19 protein-coding genes are annotated in these 20,411 nt (G+C 61.8%); 12 read left to right on the forward strand and 7 right to left on the reverse strand.

The window, feature by feature from the left end; genetic code table 11:
- Positions 1-264: 264 nt before the first annotated feature.
- A complete protein-coding gene (locus tag CO676_RS08195) occupies positions 265-2,247 on the reverse strand; it encodes an ATP-binding protein (RefSeq protein WP_179875435.1) in 1,983 nt (660 codons plus the stop codon).
- Positions 2,248-2,630: 383 nt separating this feature from the next.
- On the opposite strand from CO676_RS08195, the gene CO676_RS08200 reads away from it, so the two are divergent.
- Positions 2,631-4,409, forward strand: a complete 1,779-nt coding sequence (locus CO676_RS08200) for an acetolactate synthase 3 large subunit (RefSeq protein ID WP_097520263.1) — start codon at positions 2,631-2,633, stop codon at positions 4,407-4,409.
- Between the two features lie 21 nt (positions 4,410-4,430).
- Positions 4,431-5,003 (forward strand): acetolactate synthase small subunit, encoded by a 573-nt coding sequence (gene ilvN / locus CO676_RS08205; RefSeq protein ID WP_012708543.1) that lies wholly within the window; start codon positions 4,431-4,433, stop codon positions 5,001-5,003.
- A gap of 160 nt (positions 5,004-5,163) precedes the next feature.
- On the opposite strand, the gene CO676_RS08210 is transcribed toward ilvN, so the two are convergent.
- Complete coding sequence (locus CO676_RS08210) at positions 5,164-6,009, reverse strand: aldo/keto reductase (RefSeq protein ID WP_097520266.1); 846 nt, start codon at positions 6,007-6,009, stop codon at positions 5,164-5,166.
- Between the two features lie 305 nt (positions 6,010-6,314).
- Here CO676_RS08210 and CO676_RS08215 point away from each other — a divergent pair, with 305 nt between their 5' ends.
- Together CO676_RS08215 and CO676_RS08220 are read left to right on the forward strand one after the other, a co-directional pair.
- Positions 6,315-6,524: a cold-shock protein gene (locus CO676_RS08215; RefSeq protein ID WP_014765098.1), complete on the forward strand. Its 210-nt coding sequence runs from the start codon at positions 6,315-6,317 to the stop codon at positions 6,522-6,524.
- Positions 6,525-6,675: 151 nt separating this feature from the next.
- The gene (locus CO676_RS08220; RefSeq protein WP_014765097.1) at positions 6,676-6,903 is read left to right on the forward strand and encodes a hypothetical protein; all 228 of its coding nucleotides are present in this window, start codon (positions 6,676-6,678) and stop codon (positions 6,901-6,903) included.
- A gap of 82 nt (positions 6,904-6,985) precedes the next feature.
- On the opposite strand, the gene CO676_RS08225 is transcribed toward CO676_RS08220, so the two are convergent.
- Positions 6,986-7,660 (reverse strand): hypothetical protein, encoded by a 675-nt coding sequence (locus CO676_RS08225; RefSeq protein ID WP_014765096.1) that lies wholly within the window; start codon positions 7,658-7,660, stop codon positions 6,986-6,988.
- A 447-nt stretch (positions 7,661-8,107) separates the two neighbouring features.
- On the opposite strand from CO676_RS08225, the gene CO676_RS08230 reads away from it, so the two are divergent.
- The 4 genes from CO676_RS08230 to CO676_RS08245 all read left to right on the forward strand — a co-directional run bounded on the left by CO676_RS08230 (position 8,108) and on the right by CO676_RS08245 (position 10,457).
- A complete protein-coding gene (locus CO676_RS08230; protein ID WP_014765095.1) occupies positions 8,108-8,701 on the forward strand; it encodes a LysE family translocator in 594 nt (197 codons plus the stop codon).
- 91 nt (positions 8,702-8,792) lie between these two features.
- Positions 8,793-9,437, forward strand: a complete 645-nt coding sequence (gene nthA, locus CO676_RS08235) for a nitrile hydratase subunit alpha (RefSeq protein ID WP_014765094.1) — start codon at positions 8,793-8,795, stop codon at positions 9,435-9,437.
- Complete coding sequence (gene nthB / locus CO676_RS08240) at positions 9,434-10,093, forward strand: nitrile hydratase subunit beta (protein WP_097520269.1); 660 nt, start codon at positions 9,434-9,436, stop codon at positions 10,091-10,093. The genes nthA and nthB overlap by 4 nt, the downstream gene beginning before the upstream one ends.
- The gene (locus CO676_RS08245; protein WP_161623539.1) at positions 10,062-10,457 is read left to right on the forward strand and encodes a nitrile hydratase accessory protein; all 396 of its coding nucleotides are present in this window, start codon (positions 10,062-10,064) and stop codon (positions 10,455-10,457) included. Before nthB ends, CO676_RS08245 begins: the two co-directional genes overlap by 32 nt.
- A gap of 284 nt (positions 10,458-10,741) precedes the next feature.
- Here CO676_RS08245 and CO676_RS08255 read toward each other — a convergent pair whose 3' ends face one another.
- The 4 genes from CO676_RS08255 to CO676_RS08270 all read right to left on the reverse strand — a co-directional run bounded on the left by CO676_RS08255 (position 10,742) and on the right by CO676_RS08270 (position 13,740).
- Positions 10,742-11,554 carry an anti-sigma factor gene (locus CO676_RS08255; protein ID WP_097520271.1) on the reverse strand — a complete coding sequence of 271 codons (813 nt, stop codon included), beginning with the start codon at positions 11,552-11,554 and terminating at the stop codon, positions 10,742-10,744.
- Positions 11,551-12,105: an RNA polymerase sigma factor gene (locus tag CO676_RS08260; RefSeq protein ID WP_097520273.1), complete on the reverse strand. Its 555-nt coding sequence runs from the start codon at positions 12,103-12,105 to the stop codon at positions 11,551-11,553. The genes CO676_RS08255 and CO676_RS08260 overlap by 4 nt, the downstream gene beginning before the upstream one ends.
- The gene (locus CO676_RS08265; RefSeq protein WP_097520275.1) at positions 12,089-12,463 is read right to left on the reverse strand and encodes a hypothetical protein; all 375 of its coding nucleotides are present in this window, start codon (positions 12,461-12,463) and stop codon (positions 12,089-12,091) included. Before CO676_RS08265 ends, CO676_RS08260 begins: the two co-directional genes overlap by 17 nt.
- A gap of 188 nt (positions 12,464-12,651) precedes the next feature.
- Positions 12,652-13,740: an AbrB family transcriptional regulator gene (locus CO676_RS08270; protein ID WP_097520278.1), complete on the reverse strand. Its 1,089-nt coding sequence runs from the start codon at positions 13,738-13,740 to the stop codon at positions 12,652-12,654.
- Between the two features lie 295 nt (positions 13,741-14,035).
- On the opposite strand from CO676_RS08270, the gene CO676_RS08275 reads away from it, so the two are divergent.
- The 4 genes from CO676_RS08275 (at position 14,036) to CO676_RS08290 (ending at position 20,407) form a co-directional block, all read left to right on the forward strand.
- The gene (locus tag CO676_RS08275; RefSeq protein ID WP_097520280.1) at positions 14,036-15,163 is read left to right on the forward strand and encodes an ATP-dependent RecD-like DNA helicase; all 1,128 of its coding nucleotides are present in this window, start codon (positions 14,036-14,038) and stop codon (positions 15,161-15,163) included.
- 36 nt (positions 15,164-15,199) lie between these two features.
- Positions 15,200-15,832 carry a LysE family translocator gene (locus CO676_RS08280; RefSeq protein ID WP_097520366.1) on the forward strand — a complete coding sequence of 211 codons (633 nt, stop codon included), beginning with the start codon at positions 15,200-15,202 and terminating at the stop codon, positions 15,830-15,832.
- A 281-nt stretch (positions 15,833-16,113) separates the two neighbouring features.
- Positions 16,114-19,188, forward strand: a complete 3,075-nt coding sequence (locus tag CO676_RS08285) for an AAA family ATPase (protein WP_144340123.1) — start codon at positions 16,114-16,116, stop codon at positions 19,186-19,188.
- A complete protein-coding gene (locus tag CO676_RS08290; protein WP_280952009.1) occupies positions 19,172-20,407 on the forward strand; it encodes a YcaO-like family protein in 1,236 nt (411 codons plus the stop codon). The genes CO676_RS08285 and CO676_RS08290 overlap by 17 nt, the downstream gene beginning before the upstream one ends.
- Positions 20,408-20,411 lie beyond the last annotated feature (4 nt).

Raw genomic sequence — 20,411 nt, forward strand, 5'->3', positions numbered from 1 at the left:
GCTCCGTCATCTCGACATTCTTCCATCGCGGGGCGCCATCAAGAGCCCGGATGATTTCCACCCCAACGAGGATGCCCACCGGCGCAAAGGCCATCAGGCATTCGTCATCGAGCAGGTGCTGGTATGCTCCGGCTCCTTCGAGCCACAGCCTGCGTTCCAGTTCCCAGGCCTCGCGGTCGTCCATGAGATCCTCCGTCGTGTTGGTCACGCCAGGCGTCTATGCAACAACGTCGGAGGTCGAAATCCGATCCGTGGAGATCGCTGTTATTTGCGGATGATGCTGCCGAGAGGGCGCTTCAACAGGCTTTCGCGCAATGATCCCGGGCGATGCGGTTCGGTTGGGGGCGCCGTGAAGCCACGTTCCAGCTGTGCCGGCATGTGCAGCGATCGCGCGGCGTCTCTTTCCGCCTGCCCGGACAGGATCTGCTCGCGGATCTGATTGAAGCGGTCGAGTTGCGGATCGGTCGGCTCCGGCCTGCGCGGCAACATGTCCGGGCGATAGGATTCGAGTGCGCGCTCCGGCGGATCGTAGCCGAACTCGGCAGGCTCGGCGTTGTCGAGGGCATCGGCGGCATCATCCTCGTGGAGCGGCGCCGGGCTGCCTTGTGCGGCGAGGTAGCTTTGCTGGAAGCTCGTAATATCCGGTCCGTTCATGGCGCGCATGCGGCTGACGATCGAACGAAGGTCGACGACCGGCGGCGCATCCTCGTCAACCTTGTCGATGATGCCGTGAGCACGGGGGAGCCGCTCCTCTTCGACCCGGCTGAAGCGCATGCGCATCGGCACCGCCACGGCCTCGCCGAAGGCGATCGCCTCGCCATTGCCGATCGAGGAGATGAAGCTGGTGGTCGAAATCGACGAATTGGAAATCGCCGAGCGGATGATTTCCTGATCGCGGTCATTGGCCAGCCGCATGGCGAAAACGGTCGAGCACTGCGACAGGATGGTCGGGTCGAGCTCGCCGGGGCGCTGCGTGATGATGCCGAGTGACACGCCGTATTTTCGACCTTCCTTGGCGATGCGGGCGATCGCCTGGCGCGTCGGCAGGAAACCGAGCGTCGGGTCGGCCGGCACGTAACGATGCGCCTCCTCGCACACGACCAGCATATGGATGCCGCCATTGCTCCAGAGGCCAATTTCAAACGCCATGCGGCAGAGCACCGAAGCGACGGAATTGACAACCTCGGAAGGGATGCCGGCGAGTTCGAAGGTGGCGATCGGCTTGCCTTCGCCGGGTATGCGGAAGATCTTGGCGATCGTATCCTGGATCGTGTCGGTGATCGTGTTCGACGAGAACATGAAATGATAGCGCGGATCGTTGATTGCCGAGACAATCTTGACCTTCAGCGAGCGCAGGTGCGGCTTGTCGGTGCGGCCCTCGAGCCGGCCGATGCGCTCGTCGATCATCGCCAGGAGATCGGCGATGCGGTAAGGGACCGGCGTGTCGGCCGTGATCGAGCTTTTCTCGGTCTGGCGGCGCATCAGGCCGGTCTCTCCGCCCTTGAAGGCTTTCTTCGCATCCGGGATCACGTCGCGCAGGATGTCGAGCTCTTCCGCCGCCGGCGGCCGTCCGCGAAAGATCACTTCGGCGAATTCCTCCAGGCGGAAGAGCCAGAAGGGCAGGTCGAGCGTGTCGGTCTCGATGACCACCGCGTTCTCCGGGAAGGCAGCGGCGAACTCATTATGCGGATCGAGGATCAAGACGCGCAGCTTCGGATCGGCGGCGATCGCCTTGTTGAGGAGCAGGGTGACTGCCGTCGACTTGCCGACGCCTGTCGTGCCAACGATGGCGAAATGCTTGGCGAGCATCGAAGGCACGTGGATGGTGGCATCGAGGCTTTCGTCCTGCGTCAGCTTACCGATAACGCAACTGTCCAACTGCCGGGAATCATAGATGCGTGCCAGGTCGCTGGCTCGGATCCGATGCGCGATCGCGCCAAGATAGGGATAGCGGCTGATGCCGGCTGAGAACTCTTCGCGTCCGTCGGGGCCCTTGAAGACTTCGCCCATCAATTCGACTTCGATGCGAAAAGTGATGTTGGTCTCCTCGCTCCATTCTTCGGCGGCGGTCTGCATGGAACAGACGAGAGCGACGACACGGTTTGTGCCGACCGAGATCGAGATCAGCCGGCCGACCGACCAGAGTTCGGTGAGCGAAGTCTCTCCCTGCTCGGCGATCGCCGCGATCGTAGCGCGCGAGCCGCTGCAGGCGACGACCCGGCCGAGGAAACGGTTTCCCGGCTTCATGCCGTCGCGGCGTTCCTGTTCTCCGGCGCTGATCGGCGCTTGAGTTTCACTGTTGGGCAATGCACACCTCGACTAATAGCGTTCCAGAATAGTGGAGCGGCTTTAATAAGTGGTTGCGGTGTCCCTTCCACTCGGTTCACGACAAACGTGTGGCGGGAGAAACCCGGCAAATCGGCGTTGACGGGTCACGGATTTCTGTTTATCAAATCGGCCCATGAAAAACTTCGCGGTTATTCTTGTGGTGGGACGGCGCATGGGCAGGATGGTGTAACCATCCGGCGGTAGCCACCCATGCGCTGAACGAGGCTCCTGATGGGGCCTTTTTTTATGTCCTCAAACAAGCTAATCACCCCAAACCTTACAAAAGGGACGGAAGCAGGCCAATGAGCGGAACTGAAAACCAGATGACAGGGGCGGAGATCGTTCTCCAGGCTCTGAAGGACAATGGCGTCGAACACATCTTCGGCTATCCCGGTGGCGCCGTGCTTCCAATCTATGACGAGATTTTCCAGCAGGAAGACATTCAGCACATTCTCGTTCGCCACGAGCAGGGCGCCGGCCACATGGCCGAAGGCTATGCCCGCTCCACCGGCAAGGTCGGCGTCATGCTGGTCACCTCCGGTCCAGGCGCCACCAACGCCGTGACGCCGCTCCAGGACGCGCTGATGGATTCGATCCCGCTCGTCTGCATCTCGGGTCAGGTTCCGACGCCGCTGATCGGTTCTGATGCCTTCCAGGAGTGCGACACGGTCGGCATCACGCGGCCCTGCACCAAGCACAACTGGCTGGTCAAGGACGTCAACGATCTCGCCCGCATCATCCATGAGGCGTTCCGCGTCGCCCAGTCCGGCCGTCCCGGCCCGGTCGTCGTCGACATTCCGAAGGACATCCAGTTCGCGACCGGCACCTACACGCCGCCATCAGCCGTTCCGACGCAAAAGAGCTACCAGCCGAAGACCCAGGGCGACCTGAAGAAGATCGAAGAAGCCATCGCGCTGATGAAGTCGGCGCGCCAGCCGGTCATCTACTCCGGTGGCGGCGTCATCAATTCCGGGACTGAGGCCTCGCATTTCCTGCGCGAACTGGTTGAGCTCACCGGCTTCCCGATCACCTCGACGCTGATGGGCCTCGGCGCCTATCCGGCCTCCGGCAAGAACTGGCTCGGCATGCTCGGCATGCACGGCACCTACGAGGCCAACATGGCGATGCATGATTGCGACATCATGATCTGCATCGGGGCGCGCTTCGACGATCGGATCACCGGCCGCCTCAATGCCTTTTCGCCGAACTCGAAGAAGATCCACATCGACATCGATCCGTCTTCCATCAACAAAAACGTCCGCGTCGACGTTCCGATCGTCGGCGATGTCGCGAACGTCCTCGAAGACATGGTCCGGCTCTGGCGGGCCGCCGCAAAGACGGTCGACAAGGCACGCCTGAACGATTGGTGGGGCTCAATTGCGAAGTGGCGGGCGCGTAATTCGCTGGCCTACACGCCAAACGACGACGTCATCATGCCGCAATATGCGATCCAGCGGCTCTACGAGCTCAGCAAGGGCCGCGAGACCTACATCACCACCGAGGTCGGCCAGCACCAGATGTGGGCGGCGCAGTTCTTCGGCTTCGAGCAGCCGAACCGCTGGATGACATCGGGCGGCCTCGGCACGATGGGCTACGGCTTTCCGGCCGCGATCGGCGTCCAGGTGGCGCATCCGGAAAGCCTCGTCATCGACATTGCCGGTGACGCCTCGATCCAGATGTGCATCCAGGAGATGTCCTGCGCCGTTCAGTACGGCCTGCCGGTCAAGATCTTCATTCTCAACAATCAGTACATGGGCATGGTCCGGCAATGGCAGCAGCTCCTGCACGGTAACCGCCTGTCGCATTCCTACACGGAAGCGATGCCCGATTTCGTCAAGCTGGCCGAAGCCTATGGCGGCGTCGGGATCCGCTGCGAGAAGCCCGCCGACCTGGACGATGCGATCCGGCGGATGATCGACACGCCGGCACCGGTGATCTTCGACTGCCGCGTCGCCAACCTCGCCAACTGCTTCCCGATGATCCCGTCCGGCAAGGCGCATAACGAAATGCTGCTCCCCGACGAGGCGACCGACGAAGCGGTAGCGAACGCGATCGACGCCAAGGGCCGCCAACTCGTTTGATGAAAAGGTAGGAAAGAAAAAATGAGTGCACATCTTCAGCCGACCGGCTCCGCCTATTTCATCGCCAAGGAGACGGAACTTGCGGAGACGCACACGCTCTCCGTCCTCGTCGACAACGAGCCGGGCGTCCTCGCCCGTGTCATCGGCCTCTTCTCCGGCCGCGGCTATAACATCGAGAGCCTGACGGTTTCAGAAACGGAGCACGAGGCGCATCTGTCACGCATCACTATCGTGACCCGCGGCACGCCGCACGTGCTGGAGCAGATCAAGAACCAGCTCGAACGGCTCGTGCCGGTGCATCGCGTCGTCGATCTCACCGTGCGGGCCGCCGGGCTCGGTCATGACCGACCGGTCGAGCGCGAGCTGGCGCTCGTCAAGGTGCACGGTTCGGGCGAGCATCGCGTGGAGGCACTCAGGCTTGCCGATGCCTTCCGCGCTTCGGTCATCGACGCCAATATCGATCACTTCGTCTTCGAAATCACCGGCAAGCCTTCGAAGATCGAGCAATTCATCGCCATCATGAAGCCGCTCGGCCTGATCGAGGTCTGCCGCACCGGTATTGCCGCGATGAACCGCGGGCCGCAGGGAATGTAATGCGCGTGCTCGATTGACCTGCTGGGCTGGCGTATTGCCCCTAGCCCACAAGCGGGAGAGGGGACTTGGGTGATTGCGGTTTGCTCCTTCTCCCCGATGAAAACGGGGAGAAGGTCGCGGCAGCGGCATGAGGGGCCGCTCACCCCTCGAACTCTTTAAATCAAATCACGTCGAGCCGCATTTTCCTCCTTGGCGGCGGGAAGAGCCGGTCGATCTCGGCGAGGTCTTCCGCGGTCAGATGGATATCCATGGCATCGCGGTTTTCGCGGGCACGCTCGGCAGAGCCGGTCTTCGGTATGGAGATTACGCCGGAGCGGGTCTTGAGAAACGCGAGAGCGACCTGGGCGGGAGTTGCCTGATGCGCCTTGGCGATATGGACCAGGTCGGCATCGTGCAGCAGACGTCCTTCGTCGAGCGGCGAATAGGCCATGACGGGCACGCCACGGTCCCGGCACCAGGGCAACAGGTCGTACTCGATGCCGCGGCGGGCGAGATTGTAGAGCACCTGGTTTGCCGCGACGCTGCCGCCGTTCGGAACCGACTGCAACTCCTTCATGTCGTCGACGTCGAAATTCGAAACGCCCCAGGCGAGGATTTTGCCGGCCTTCTTCAGGTCTTCGAAAGCGGCGACGGTTTCGGCGAGCGGATGGCCGCCGCGCCAATGCAGCAGATAGAGGTCGATACGGTCGGTGCCGAGATTGCGCAGACTGCGCTCGCAGGCCGCAATCGTGCGCGATCGGCTGGCATTGGAGGGCAGTACCTTGCTGACGATGAATGCTTCGTCGCGCCGGCCGTCGACCGCTTCGCCGACAATCCGTTCGGCGCCGCGGTCACCGTACATTTCGGCCGTATCGATCAGCGTCATGCCGAGGTCGAGTCCGAGCTGCAGGCTGCGGATTTCGTCAGCCGCCTTTGTTCGGATCTCGCCCATCCGCCAGGTTCCCTGACCGAGAACCGGAACCTTGCGTCCATCGGGGAAAGTGATGGAGGAAATCGGATCGTGCATGGAGGATGTCCTGCGAATGGTTCAACTCCCCCTAGAATCCGGTCCCAAAAAGTCCACCGGAGGGGTCAAGGCTCAAGCCACACTACGACTCTCGTCACCGTTAAGGCAATTATGGAGAGGCAAGAGAAAAATCATATCCTGGCTTGTAAGAAACATACTCCTGACCTACATATTGACCAACGATGTTGATCGACGGTATTTGTTTCTGCGCTGCTGCGCATTGTCACGAAAATCCTGACAAATCGGTAGCAATACGTTGCTGAAATGCGGCGTTGTTCTTCAATAAGCGATTGAAAGGTAGCCACGTGGCTTCTGGTACAGTAAAATGGTTCAACAGCACCAAGGGCTTTGGGTTCATCCAGCCTGATGACGGCGCGGCAGATGTGTTTGTACACATCTCGGCGGTAGAGCGCGCGGGGCTATCCACCCTCAAGGATGGTCAGAAAGTTAGCTATGAGCTTGCGCAGGATCGTCGTACGGGCAAGACGTCGGCGGAAAATTTGCGCGCCCTTTAAGTGTGCGCTCGCGATTGTGCTCATCATCGCATCCCACAGGATTATCATCTCCCAGCCTTTGACCACGGATGTACTGGCACTGGCCGGTTGAGATGATAGGGAAGGTCGGGTTCGCCCGGCCTTTTTTATTGCTCTCGGAAAGGAGAACGCAATGAAGGACACCGCTACCAATCGTCTGTTCAAGAATGAAAAGAAAAATCCGTCGGACCGCGCGGACCAGGCGACGCTTGCTTCGCGCGCAATCATCGAACAGGAGGCGGCGGCGCGGCTGAAAAAGACGGCCCGCCTCAGGGAGCTGAGGCTGGAAAAGGAAGCCGCGGAGGCGGCGAATTCCGTTGCCGAACCTACAAAGAAGAGGGATACGCGAAAGCGCAAGTAAGCGAGCCTGCCGGACGCTTCCCCCCCGCAAGCTTGCCTGATCCGGCTTGTAACCATAACCAGAGAGCGACGGGCGGGCCTGCTCAAAATCTGAACCTTAGGCCGACAGTCAGGTACTGCACACCACCGCCGGTATCGTTCACCAGGCCAAAGATACCGGAGCGATGATGGAATCGTATCACCAGTTCCTTGGACTTGTCCTCCGGCGCAGCGAAGGTAATTTCGGGTGCGAAATAATGTAGAAGCCGGCTGCCATCGCCATCGTCTGACTTTTCCGTCTCGAATTCCGCGATGCCACTGGCGTAATTAAGGCCGGTTGAAACGGCCACAGTGGTGTAGAGATAGTCGTTCCAGGGAAAAGAGGCATATCTCAGATAGGCTGCCGCCCATGCCTCATACTCATCCATTGCGCCAAAACGCTTTGCCAATCCGAGTTCGGCCTCGACTTGAAATGTGTTGTCGAGAAGGCCTGCGACCCTTCGGGATGCCGCAATGCCCAGCAATCCGCTGTCGCCAAAATTCCATTCGGACGGAGCCAGGTTGCCTTGGAGGAAGACTTCATCCATCGGCGTCTCGACGAATTTGCCGCCAAAGATCATGAAACTGCAGTCGCCATCGCATGGCCCTGTAATGCCATACCAATCGAACCAGTCAGAAGCACGAACGGCTTGCGGCTGACCGAGCAGGAAGATCAGGCAAGCGAAGCCGTGCCATGCCTTTGCCTTGCGTGAAGATGCATCCCCCATTTCAACGCCCATTGCTGCCGCGAACGCTCGCTGTCTAGCTCGTACGGCGCGATCATCTTGATCCCACGAGCAAATTGCGCGTGCTCCTTCAGAGTACGCCTGCCGCCAAATCAACACTATTTCGTCAGGTCTCCGTCGGAGCACCGCATATTAGTCGCCAGCACCTTGTTTATGCAACGCGTTACCGCCGTTTAAGGAACGACAACGCTACGAGCCGAAATGTGCGTCGGGGTTGCGATGGCGAAAGCGCCGTGCATCGTCCCATCGGCCGGTGAGCCAGTCGGTCTCTTCAATCCGGTTTGTTACCATGACAAGAAATGGCTGGTCTTAGCATTTGGGTCAGGTAGGCTGACCTAAATTGCGCGGCCGGATTCCGGCTCGGGCAGAATGCCACGTCAAATCAGCGAGATAGGGCGCATCGCTACGGCCGTGCCGCGCCGCGCTTGCAGGAGGAAATGCATGCAACTGGATACGCTACTGGCGCTGTTCCTGTTCGCCTTCACGACATCGATCACGCCCGGTCCGAACAACATGATGCTGTTTGCCTCGGGCGTGAGTTTTGGTTTTGCCCGTACGATCCCACATATGCTCGGCATCGGCAGCGGTTTCTTCGTTCTGTTGATCGCGGTCGGCCTGGGGCTTGGTGCACTGCTTCACTCCGTGCCGTTGCTCCATACCGCGCTGAAATTCGCCGGGGGTGCCTATCTCGTCTGGATCGCCTGGAAGATCGGATCCTCGCGCTCGCTTGGCGAGGGCAAGGCGAGTGCGGCGCCAATGACCTTTCTGCAGGCGGCCGCGTTCCAGTGGATCAATCCGAAAGCCTGGGTAATGGCGGTCTCGGCGATGGCCACCTATACGAGCAGCGACAGCTATCTCTTGAGCGTCTTCGTCGTCGGTCTGGTCTTTGCGCTCGTCAACGTGCCGAGTGTCTCGACCTGGGCAGGCTTCGGGTCGGCGCTCCGGCAATGGCTCGCGGAGCCGACGCGGCTCAAATGGTTCAACATAACCATGGCCGTACTGCTCGTCGTCAGTCTTTGGCCGATGTTGAAGTAAAGACAATGACCGGAAAATTCTTCAAATAGTGATTCCGATCTTCACCCTAGTGCATTAGAAATAATCGGATTTCCGGTAGAGGAGCGACCGAATGGCCGAGCATCATCATGGTCATGAAGACGATCACGGCCATCACGAGCACGACAACCGTTTCACCGATATGGAAGCGCGTGTGAAAGCGCTGGAAACGGTGCTGACGGAAAAGGGGCTGATCGACCCGGCGGCAATCGATGCGATCGTCGAGACTTACGAGACGAAGGTGGGGCCACGCAACGGCGCCCGCGTCGTCGCCAAGGCCTGGAGTGATGCGGACTTTGCCAGCTGGCTGAAGCGCGACGCCACTGCCGCGATCGCCAGCCTCGGCTTCACCGGGCGGCAGGGCGAACATATGCGCGCCGTTTTCAACGCGCCCGATACGCACAACCTCGTCGTCTGCACGCTCTGCTCCTGCTACCCATGGGCCGTGCTCGGCCTGCCGCCCGTCTGGTACAAGGCGCCGCCTTATCGCTCGCGCGCCGTCATCGATCCGCGCGGCGTGCTTGCCGAATTCGGGCTCGAGCTGCCGGCGGAGAAGAAGGTCCGCGTCTGGGATTCGACAGCGGAACTGCGATACATCGTCGTCCCCGAACGGCCCGACGGCACGGAAGGCTTCGGAGAGGAGGAACTGGCCGCTCTTGTCACGCGCGACGCGATGATTGGGACCGGGTTGGCTTTGTCACCGGAGGCTGCGCGATGAACGGACCGCATGACCTTGGCGGCCAGCACGGCCTCGGCCCGATCGCACCGGAAAAGGATGAGCCCTATTTCCACGCGGATTGGGAGAAGCGGGCCCTCGGTATAACGCTCTCCTGCGGTGCCTTTGGTGCCTGGACGATCGATGAGAGCCGTCATGCGCGCGAGAGCCTGCCGCCTGCGACCTATCTTGCGGCGAGCTATTACGAGATCTGGACTCGTGCGCTGGAAACGCTTCTGAAGCGCCACGGTTTCGTGACCCAAGCGGAGCTTGATGTCGGCCAAATGCTTGAAAAGGGGCGGGAGCCGAAGCGGGTGCTGAAGGCCGATATGGTCGCGGGCGTGCTCGCCAAGGGGGGGCCTTGTGACCGACCGGTGCAAACGCCACCGCGTTTCGTCGTCGGGGAAACCGTGCGTACGAAAAATTTCCATCCCGAGACTCATACGCGCCTGCCGCGCTATGCCCGTGCCAAGACGGGCGTGGTGGAAGCGGTGCAGGGCAGTTTTGTTTTCCCGGACGATAACGCCCATGGCAGGGGCGAGAACCCACAATGGGTTTACACGGTCGTCTTTGATGGCGGAGAGATCTGGGGCGAGGGCGCCGATCCGACGCTCACTGTCTCGATCGATGCCTGGGAGAGCTATCTTGAGCGCGTGTAACACCACATCTCCGCTGGTCGCCTCCGCCGAACTGCCTAAATCGGCGGACGGCGATCCAATCTTTGCCGAGCCTTGGCAGGCGGCCGCCTTTGCCATGACCGTCCGGCTGCATGAGCAGGGCGTGTTTTCCTGGCATGAATGGGCCGAGGCGCTTTCGACGGAACTCCATAGGCCCGGCCGAAAGGTGGATGGCAGCGACTATTATGATTGCTGGGTGGCGGCGCTCAGCCACCTGGTCGCGAAGCTCTCCATCACCTCGGGTCCGGAACTCGAGGCGCTGGTCCGAAGCTGGCAGCGTGCTGCCGAAGCCACGCCGCATGGCAAGCCCATCGTCCTTGAGAACGATCCGCTGCGACAAGATTAGGTCAAGTCGGGGCGCCAGAGCCTTTCCTGGTTAAATGGAAACATTCTGCCGGAGCAGGTTTTCGACAGGGCAGAGGCGATTGCCGAGAGTCGTACTCGGACGTACGGCCGAGGCGATCGCCTCTGATCCTTGCGGAAAGATGCCCGGCCCTTCGGGTTGGCTGAAGCGGGCGGCCTGTTTGCTCGGCCGGCTTCGCCGTAGCGTTGGCTACGCCGCGCGCCAGCCGAGCAAACATTCCGCTCCGCTTGAGCCAACAGAATGGTTCAATTTAACCAGGAAAGGCTCTAGGAGGCTTCAGACCCCTCGAACTGGCGATAGCATTCGTTGGCGACCTTCTGCAGGAGATCGCGCGGCACTTCGCCGGTGACAGCATAGCCGATCTCGCCGTCGATCCAGTAGAAGGTTTCTAGGCCGCCCTGGCGCGCAATACGGAAACTCGTTTCGCGATTGTCCCTGTTGCGCCCAAGAAGAACGGTTACCCGCTGGCCGGAGCCATCCTCGTACATCAGCATCGCGCCCGCCGTGTCGTTGACGGGGATCAGCCTGCCGCCCACGAGCGAAAATCCGAGCGCCGCAAGATCGGGGATCTTCAGTCCATAATCGAGCCGCTTGCCGAGCCAGGTCGCGAGATGCACCCGTTGGTCGGCGCCGACCTCGACCGGATGGCGCACCTCGCTCGCGTAGACTTGGAAGGCGGATTGCGCCTGGCGGGGCAGGCTGTCGGGGCCCTCAGCCGTCTCAGGCGGCCGATCCGGGGCGAGAATCCCGGGAGTGTAGACGCCCGCAAGGGCTCCTGCGGCGAAGATCAGAAGACCGGCGGCGATGCGCCGCAGTAAGGGGACGGGGGATGAGGCGACGGCCTTGCCCTGGTGCCGACGGGCGGAAAGCAGCTGCCGATCGCCCGCTTCGTCGCGGGCATAGGGTGCGAAATGTTCTTTAAGCGCTGCCGTCTGGGCCTGCCATTCGCGGACTTCTTCCGCGCGGGCCGGATGCCGTTCCAGCCAGGCTTCGATACGCCCCCGCTCCGGCTGGTTGAGGTGGCCGTCGACATAGGCATGCAGTTCGTCTTCGGAGACGGTGTTGAATTCGTCCGTCATTTCGGTCTCCGCAGGGCAATCACATTGTCGGCTTTCATCGCTTCGGCGAGCTGGCGGCGGGCCCGCGACAGGCGCGACATCACCGTGCCGATCGGAATGGCCATCATCTCCGCCACATCCTGATAGCGATAGCCTTCGATCACCACGAGCATCAGCACGGAGCGGTTCTCCGCCGACAGCCGGTCCAGCGCGCGTTCGAGCCGGCGGCTTTGCAAGGGATCGGCGTCCTGGTCTTCGGCAACGAGGGCCAGCGCCTCTTCGTACTCGACCTCGGGATGCAGCGCGCGATGGCGGTGGTGGTTGCGATAGAGGTTCGTCATGATCGTGAAAGCCCAGGCACGCAGGTTCACGCCTCGCCATTGCTGACGCCGCGCCAGCACCTTTTCGACGCAGTCCTGCAACAGGTCCTCGCCGTCCGAATCGGACCGGGCGAGGCTGCGCGAGTAGCGCCTGAGCGCCGGCATCAGAGTGAGGACGTTTTCTTCGAAGGCGTCGGGCGCGGAAGCGTCCGCACCCGCGTCCGCCTCCGAACCGTCACGGCCGTGCGACATCCCATTCGCCCTTTACACCGTCACCGGTGATGTCGCCCATCTTCTTGTCCTTGACCCAGAAATAGAGCGGCATACCGTCCTTGGCCCATTGCTTGCTGCCGTCCTTGCGCTCGACGATGGAATAGGCACCTTCTGCCATTCCGTCGCCCTCCACCATGAAGGGCGGCCAGTTCTTTGCGCAGGCATCATAGCAGCTGGAGACACCCTTCTGGTCGTCTTTGTACGTGTAAAGCGTCATGCCGTTTGCCGCGGCGAGGACCGGACCTTTCTCGCTCTCGACCGTTTTGACCGGCGGTGCCGCCAAAGCCGAGGCCGTCATGGCAAACGAAATCGCTATGGCCAATGCAAACGTTCTCATGGGAGCTTTCCTTCCTCAATCGGATGAAGTTCGCGCAATGCCACGCTCCCGACGGGTGGCCGACGGTATGCGTCATACGCGGAACCCGTTTCAGGTTCACGGATGAGACACGAATGGTGCCGGATTTATTCCCCGCCCGCCCGCGATAGTTGTGAGCGTGACGAAGGAGCGGGCGGTCGGTTTCTCGGTCAGACGCGGTCGGCGACGAAGCGGGCGAGGACCGGGCCTATAAGCGTAATGATCAAGAGCCGCGCGGTCTGCAGCGCCATGACGAAGGGGAGATCGACATTGCTCGAGGCGGCGATGACGGCAATGGAATCGAGGCCGCCGGGGCTGGTGGCGAGATAGGCTGTGAGCGGATCGATGCCGGCCACCCTGATGAGCAGCAGTGCGAGCGCGCCGGAAAACGCCATGAGCACGAGAATGGAGATGAGCGTCGGCACGAAGGCGCGGCGCGCATGCGCAATGATGCTGCGGGTGAAGCTCAGCCCGATGTTCCAGCCGAGCAGCGCGAAGGACAGCGCCAGCAGCCATTGTGGCAGTTCAATCGTCAACATGCCGGAGACGTTGAGAGCCGAACCGATGGCAAAGGGGACGAGGAAGGCACCGGCCGGTACACGCAGGACCTTGCCGAGGAAGCCGCCGACAATCCCGACGGCAAGCGTCGCGAGGAAGGGCAGGCCGGCGACCGGCGCAAACCAGCGGGTCGCGGTCTCGGCTGCTGTGCCGCTGACCCAGAGATGTGCAACCATCGTCGCGGCGCCGGCGACGAAGACGACCCGCAAATATTGCATGAAGGCAACCAGACGGGTATCCGCGCCATAGGCGTCGGCCATGAGCAGCATGGTCGAGGCGGCGCCGGCCGAAGAGCCCCAGATCGCTGTCGTTCCGGGCAGGATGCGCATCCGGGTGATCGTCCAGCCGCAGAGCGTACTGACGCCGATCACCGACAAGATGACCGCGAGGAAGAGCAGCCAATTGCTGGAAAAGGTGGCGAACAGGTCGGGTCGCATCGAGCCGGCGATCATCATCGCCAGGATGACCTGCACGCAGAAAAAGAACTGGCGGGGCAGGCGGATCGTGCCGCCGTTCATGCCGACCAACGCGCCGGCAACCATCGGTCCCATCAGAAGCCCGGCCGGAATGCCCACTAATTCGAGAAGGGTAGCAAAAATCAGTGAAAGCACGGCCAGCAGACACCATTGCCCTACGCGGGGCAAGCGACCCAGCCCGGTGCTTTCAGGCGTCATCGGCGTTGCGGGCTGTTCCGGCTTCAAGGGCGTTCTCCGGCGAGGACGGCTTTCGCTGCGCGTGCACACTGTATGCAGCCGCCGGTTTGTTAGCAGCATCGCGCGCGCCGATTCAAGGTGCCGAGGCAAGAAACTGCCACAGCGATATTCATCGAGAGTGGGCTTCCGGACGCAGCGCATGAGACTGATTGAAGGCTCTCGAGCCGCAGAAGATTTCGCGCAAGCGCCGCCGGGCGGCATTGTGAGCGCCGAGGCGTCGCCGTCGAGGGGCAGATAGAAATCCGGGCTTGCGCCAAGACACCGAATCCTGACACTTCAGGCCATGCAATTCGCTCCGCAACAGGATGAGGCCCTGAAGGCCGTTTCGCGTTGGCTGAAGGAAGGCCGTTCGCCGCTCTTCCGACTGTTCGGTTATGCCGGCACCGGCAAGACGACGCTCGCCCGGCACTTCGCCGAGCATGTCGACGGCGAGGTCCTGTTCGCGGCCTTCACCGGCAAGGCTGCGCAGGTGCTGCGCTCGAAGGGCGCCAGCAACGCCAAGACGATCCACTCGCTGATCTACCGGCCACGCGGCGAGGAGGAAGTCGAGGACGAGGAGACCGGCAAGACCTCGATCGCGCCGATGTTCGCGATCAACCGCCAGAGCCCCGTCGCCAAGGCGGCGCTGATCATTATCGACGAATGCTCGATGGTCGACGAGGCGCTCGGCAAGGACCTGATGAGCTTCGGCACGCCAATCCTGGTGCTCGGCGATCCGGGTCAGTTGCCGCCCGTGTCGGGCGGCGGCTATTTCACCAATCACGAGCCGGACTATCTGCTGACCGATATCCACCGCCAGGCGCGCGACAACCCTATCATCCAGCTCGCCATGCATGTGCGCGAGGGCAAGGAGATCATGCAGGGCGACTACGGCACGGCACAGATCATCTCCAAGAGTGAGGTCACCCAGCCGCTGGTGCTGGAAGCCGACCAGGTGCTTGTCGGCACCAACCGGACGCGGCGGCGCTACAACCAACGTCTGCGCGAGCTGAAGGGTTTTTCGAGCGAGTATCCGCAATCGGGCGACAAGCTCGTCTGCCTGAGGAACGATCCGGCCAAAGGCCTGCTCAACGGTTCTCTCTGGCAGGTGATGAGCTCGTCGAAAGAGACGGTGAAGCCGGGGATCAACCTGATGATCCGTCCCGAAGACGATGACATGGATCGCGGCGCGGCGAAGATCAAGCTGTTGAAAGCGGCCTTCGAGGAGGTCGAGGGCGAGATTCCTTGGTCCACCCGCAAACGTTACGACGAGTTCGACTACGGCTATGCGCTGACCGTGCACAAGGCACAGGGTTCGCAATGGGACAATGTCGTGCTCTTCGACGAGAGCTGGGCCTTCCGCGATACGCGCGAACGCTGGCTCTACACGGCGATCACCCGCGCGGCGGAGCGGCTGACGATCGTCAGGTAATCGTTCTGCGAAGAGTTGCCTCCAATGGAGCCGCTAATGCCGTCGACCGGTTTGCTGATCACCTTTCTCGTCACCACCGCCGTATTCGCCTATGTGCCGGGACCGGCCATGCTCTACGCAGCCGCCCAGACAGTGGCGCGCGGCCGCTGGTCCGGTGTGATGGCGACGCTCGGCATTCACATCGGCGGCTATGTGCACGTCGCTGCGGCTGCTGCAGGGCTTTCGGCCCTCTTTCATGCCGTGCCGACACTTTATCTGACCGTCAAGCTGGCCGGTGCCGCCTATCTGATCTGGATGGGTGTTTCGCTCTTCCGTGCCAAGGCTCAAGGCGACGTGGTATTGCCGGAGGTGCAGGCGAAATCGGGCCGGCGTGCCCTTTTCGAGAGCGTCACAGTCGAGGTTCTCAATCCGAAGACCGCGATCTTCTTCGTTGCCTTCCTGCCGCAGTTCATCGACACGTCTGCCACACTTCCCGTATGGGTGCAATTCGTTGTCCTCGGGTCGATCGTCAACCTGATGTTCTCGTCGGCGGACATCCTCTGCGTCATGCTCGCCAGCGTGCTCGTATCGAGGATCAGGCATTCAAGTCGCACCCAGCGCCTGGTTCAGCGCGTCGGCGGCGCCACGCTCATCGGATTGGGCGCCCATCTCGCCCTGCAGAAGAGCTGACAGAATGGCCGCTTTCGTCATACGGCAGCGATCACTTTGATCTCGACATGCCATCGTGCAGGCTCAAATAGAGAGATCGGATCGTTGCAACTCTCCGCCGATTGACATAGACCGGTTCGGCGATCAGCCTTGGTCACGCTAAGGGAAAAAGAGCGAAGTGGGCTTTGCAGCGCGCCTCCTCAAACCAGATATTTCAGGAATTACAAGAAGCAGAATATTTGTGTTGAACATGCGCGTTTAAGTCCGAGGGGAGCGCGCTGCCGAAAATGGGGTGGTGGTGCATGCTGCGCGAAAGCCGGACCAATACACCACGAAAAGCGGTCAGTCGCACGGCGCGTGCCGGCGGTGCTTCGGCGCATGGCAGCGAGCGCCATATCGTTACGGCACTCTGCTACGACCTCGTCGGGTCGACCGACCTTCTGCACGTCATGGATATCGAGGATTATCAGGAACTGATGTCCGCCTTTCAGGGGGCGAGCAGGCAGTCGATCGCCTCGCACTCCGGCGTGATGCAGCACGAGGCTGGCGATGGAGGTGTGGCGCTGTTTCCGATCGACCTCGACGCCAAGGATGCGGCTTCGCTCGCCATCCGAGCCGGCCTGGATATCGTCGACGCCTGCAAGCGTGTTGGTCAAGAGCGCGGGCGGGACGATCTTCGGGTCCGCGTCGGCATCGCAACGTCGGCGGCACTTATCCGCGACATGGAGCGCGAGAGTTGGCTCCAGGAGCCCGTCACCGGTGCTGCGCTCGCCATGGCGGCTCGTCTTCAAGTCATCGCCGAGCCAAACAGCGTCCTGGTTTCCGAAGAGACTCGCAACCTCGCCGGGCGATCACATGCCTTCGTCTTCCAGGGCAGCAAGGCGCTCAAGGGCTTCTCGGCGCCCGAAAAAGTATGGCGGGCGCTGGGACATAAGATCGAGGTCGGTCGCTTCCATGCCTATGGCCGGCTCGGCGGCCCTTTCATCAACCGCGAGAGCGAGTTGAATACGATCGTTCGTACCTGGGATGGCGTTATTGCCGGGCGGGGCGCAAGTCTGCTCATCGAGGGCGACGCCGGTATTGGCAAGTCCCGGCTGCTGCGGGAGATCCGCAGGAGGACGCGGGATCGGCGGTCGAAGCTGTTCTTCTTCCAGTGCCTGCCCGGGGGATTGCGCTCGACGCTTCATCCCCTGCTACACAGCTTTCCCGGTTCGATGGCGAGGGGCGGCCAGATGGGCGTCACGGCTTCCGAAGTGGCGACGTTGTTCGGGCGTAACGGCATTGAGGACAGGGAGGCGATCGATGTCTTCGCCTATCTGCTTGGAGCAGAGGGGCGAAACCAGCTTCTGTCGAATGACAATCCCAAGACGATTCGCGAAAAGGCGCACCGGGCGCTCTTGCGAACGCTTGAAGCAATCTGCCGAAGCGGCCCCGTGGTCGTGGCCGTGGAGGACATCCATTGGATAGACCCGACCTCGCGGGACCTACTCGGCGAAGCGGCCCGTCTCATCGGTCAGTTTCCAATCTTCCTTATCTTGACGGCGCGTCGCGGTTCGCCTGTCGAATGGCTGGACGCGGCAAACCTGCTGCGGCTGTCGCTGCGGCCACTCGACAGCGACGAGACGAAGCTGGCGATCAGGGCGAAGTGGCCGGCGCATCAGTTGGAGAGGCTGCCGGAGCTCTTCGAAGTGGCCGAACGGATATCCGGTGGCGTTCCCCTGTTCATCGAGGAAATCTGCCAGTGGGCGTCCCAGAATGCCGAAGCAGATGAGGCGAGCCTGTCGGAAAACATGAAACCGGTTCATCTGTCGGCGTTCGAATCCATACTGGATGCGCGACTGCAGCATTTAGGTCCGGCCAGAGAGGTGGCGCGAGCGGCGGCTGCGGCCGGTACGCTGGTGACCTTGCCGCTGCTGCGCCTGCTTCTACCCGACTTCAGCAAGAAGGCAATCGCCAGTGCAGCCGACATGCTATGCGAGACCGGCTTCCTGACGCGCGTTCGGGCGCCCGGACGCGTAGCCTACGGCTTTCGCCACGTACTGATCCAGGAGACGATCTACAATGCACTGTTGCGCAAGCAACGGCAGATGCTGCACCGGCGGCTCTTTGGCGCCGTCAACCAGAACCGCGGCATGGCCGCCTGGATCGACACCGGCGCGCTTGCCGAACATGCGGAGCGGGCCGGTCTCCTCGAAAATGCGATCGAACTGCTTATTGCCGCCGGAAAGGAGAGTTCGAGCCGCTCGGCAATGATCGAGGCGCGACAGTATCTGGAACATGCGCTGAGACTTTGCAGCCAATTGGGCGATGGGCGCCCGGTCGAGACCTTGCAGCTTGCCGCGCTGACGGCGCTGGGGCCGATTCTTATCGGGATGGTCGGGATGAGTTCGCAACCGGCGCGTCAGCTGTACGAGGACGGTGTGGCGATTGCGCGCCGGCAGCCAATGTCGGAGCAGTCCAGATGGTTTCCCATACACTGGGGATGGTGGCTTACCGGTTCGGATTTTCGGGTCATGCATGATCGTGCACTCGAGGTGCAATCGATGCTGGCCGAGGCCGAGGACCCGGAGATAAGGCTGCAGATCAACCATTGCATTTGGGCAATCGATTTTAACCTTGGCCACCACCGGCAGACGCAAGACGCTATCCTGGCGGGACTGGCACTTTATGACGAGCGTACGGCAAAGACGAACCGGACGCTCTATGGCGGGCACGACGCCAAGGTTTGCGGTCTGGGGCAGTTGGCATTGTCACTGTGGTTAACAGGCAGGACAAGCGCATCGGATGCGGCGCTTTCAAGAATGATCACTTTCGTTGACCGGATCGGGCACGCACCGAGCAAGGCGCACTCGCTCGACACGGAAGCGGTGTCCGCATTCTATCGGGAGGATTTCGCGCGCCTCACTGACGTGGCTGAACGCATGGCGGACTTCGCGAGAAAGCATGAAATGCGGTCGCTCTCCGGGCTTTCCCTTCTTTTTGGCGGGTGGGCCATCGCGCATCGCGAAGACCTGGCAACCGGCCACCAGACTTTTCAGGGCGGTCTGGCGCTCCTGAAGGAACTCGGCACCGTCATCGACCTGCCGATTTACCTCTATATGCACGCCACAATGCTGGGCCTCGCGGCAAAGCATGATGCGGCGATCAAAGTCACGGATGAGGCGATCGAACGGGCGCAGGAGACCTACCACGCCTATTGGCTCGCCGAGCTTTTCCGGTGCCGTGCTGTTCTTCGCGCGCGGGCTGGGGAAGACTCGGCGCGTGTTGTGGACGACTTGCGCTCGGCCGTCGAGATTGCCGAACGCCAGGGGGCGAAAGCGCTGCTGCAACGCGCCAGGCGTTCGATTCGGGAGCTCAATCTTGTCGGTCGGCTTTGAACCCCGCGGCCACACGAGCGGCGGTGCTGCCGCCAACCAGGGACCTTCGGCCTTTCATCACGAGATCGTTTCTGGTCTCCGTCGGCCTTGGTCGCAGTGTCGGGGACCGGAGGAAGCGGAAGAGTGCTTTCGAAAGATCATGCCGCTCTGCCGCCGCGCACGGATAACCCGGCTCGCAGACCTCACCGGTCTCGATCGCGTCGGCCTGCCGGTGGTACAGGTCATTCGGCCCGCCGCGCTCTCGGAGGTCACGGCCTTGGGGCGAGGGTTTGCCATGACGGAGGCGGCAGTGGGGGCGATCATGGAGGCGCTCGAGCGCTATTTCGCCGAGGCCATTCCGCCGCTGCGAACGTTTCGCGCTACGGCAGAGGAGCTCGATCTTGCCGACGGCCTATTCGATCGGTTGCTGAGGCGGGAGTGCCGGGAGAACTGGCGACGACGCGAAATTCCCTGGATCGTTGGTATAGACATCGCGACTGGTCATCCCCAGCCGGTTCCGCTCGAACTTGTGCATACCTGCTACACGGAACCGCCACCTGCTGGCGACGGCCTGTTCGTCCGCACGACCACAGGCCTCGCCTGCCATATGGATGCCTGCAGCGCCTTTCTACATGGTGTGTTCGAGTGCATCGAGCGCGATGCGATCGCCCGGGCCTTCGCGACACACGGCTTCTTCGACCGCACGCGCATCGCTTCGACGGGCCTTGGGGCGCGGGTGGATCATATCCAATCAGTCGCTGCCGCCTGTGGGATATCCTTTGCCCTGTGGCATGCGCCTTCACCTGCGGGTATTCCGGTAATCTGGTGTCAGACGATTGAGACAGGCCCGGGTGAACCGATCCTCGCCCTGCCGACCGAAGGCTATGCGGCCGGCCCGAGCATCGAAGCGGCAACGGTGAGCGCTATGCTGGAAGCTCTGTCGGCCCGGGCAGGGGCAATCTCGGGCGCTCGCGACGACCAGACGAGAGCCCACTACAAAAGAAGCATCGATGCCGCCGTGGCAAAGACCCGCCGACTCATCCTGGAGGACGGGCCCGGGAGGCCAGTGGATGCAGCATTGTCGCCCGTGATCGCCGATCCCGTGTCACTGCTGAACGGAGTACTCTCCGCCGGGCTGGGGCCGGTTATCGCCGTGCAGGTCGGGCACGATCTCGAAACCGGCGTGCAGTGTGTAAGGACGGTCCTTGCCCGCGCGCTTCCTTTCTCTGTTGTACGGTGAGCAG

This window comes from Sinorhizobium sp. BJ1 (assembly GCF_002531555.1).
Lineage (GTDB): Bacteria > Pseudomonadota > Alphaproteobacteria > Rhizobiales > Rhizobiaceae > Sinorhizobium > Sinorhizobium fredii_B.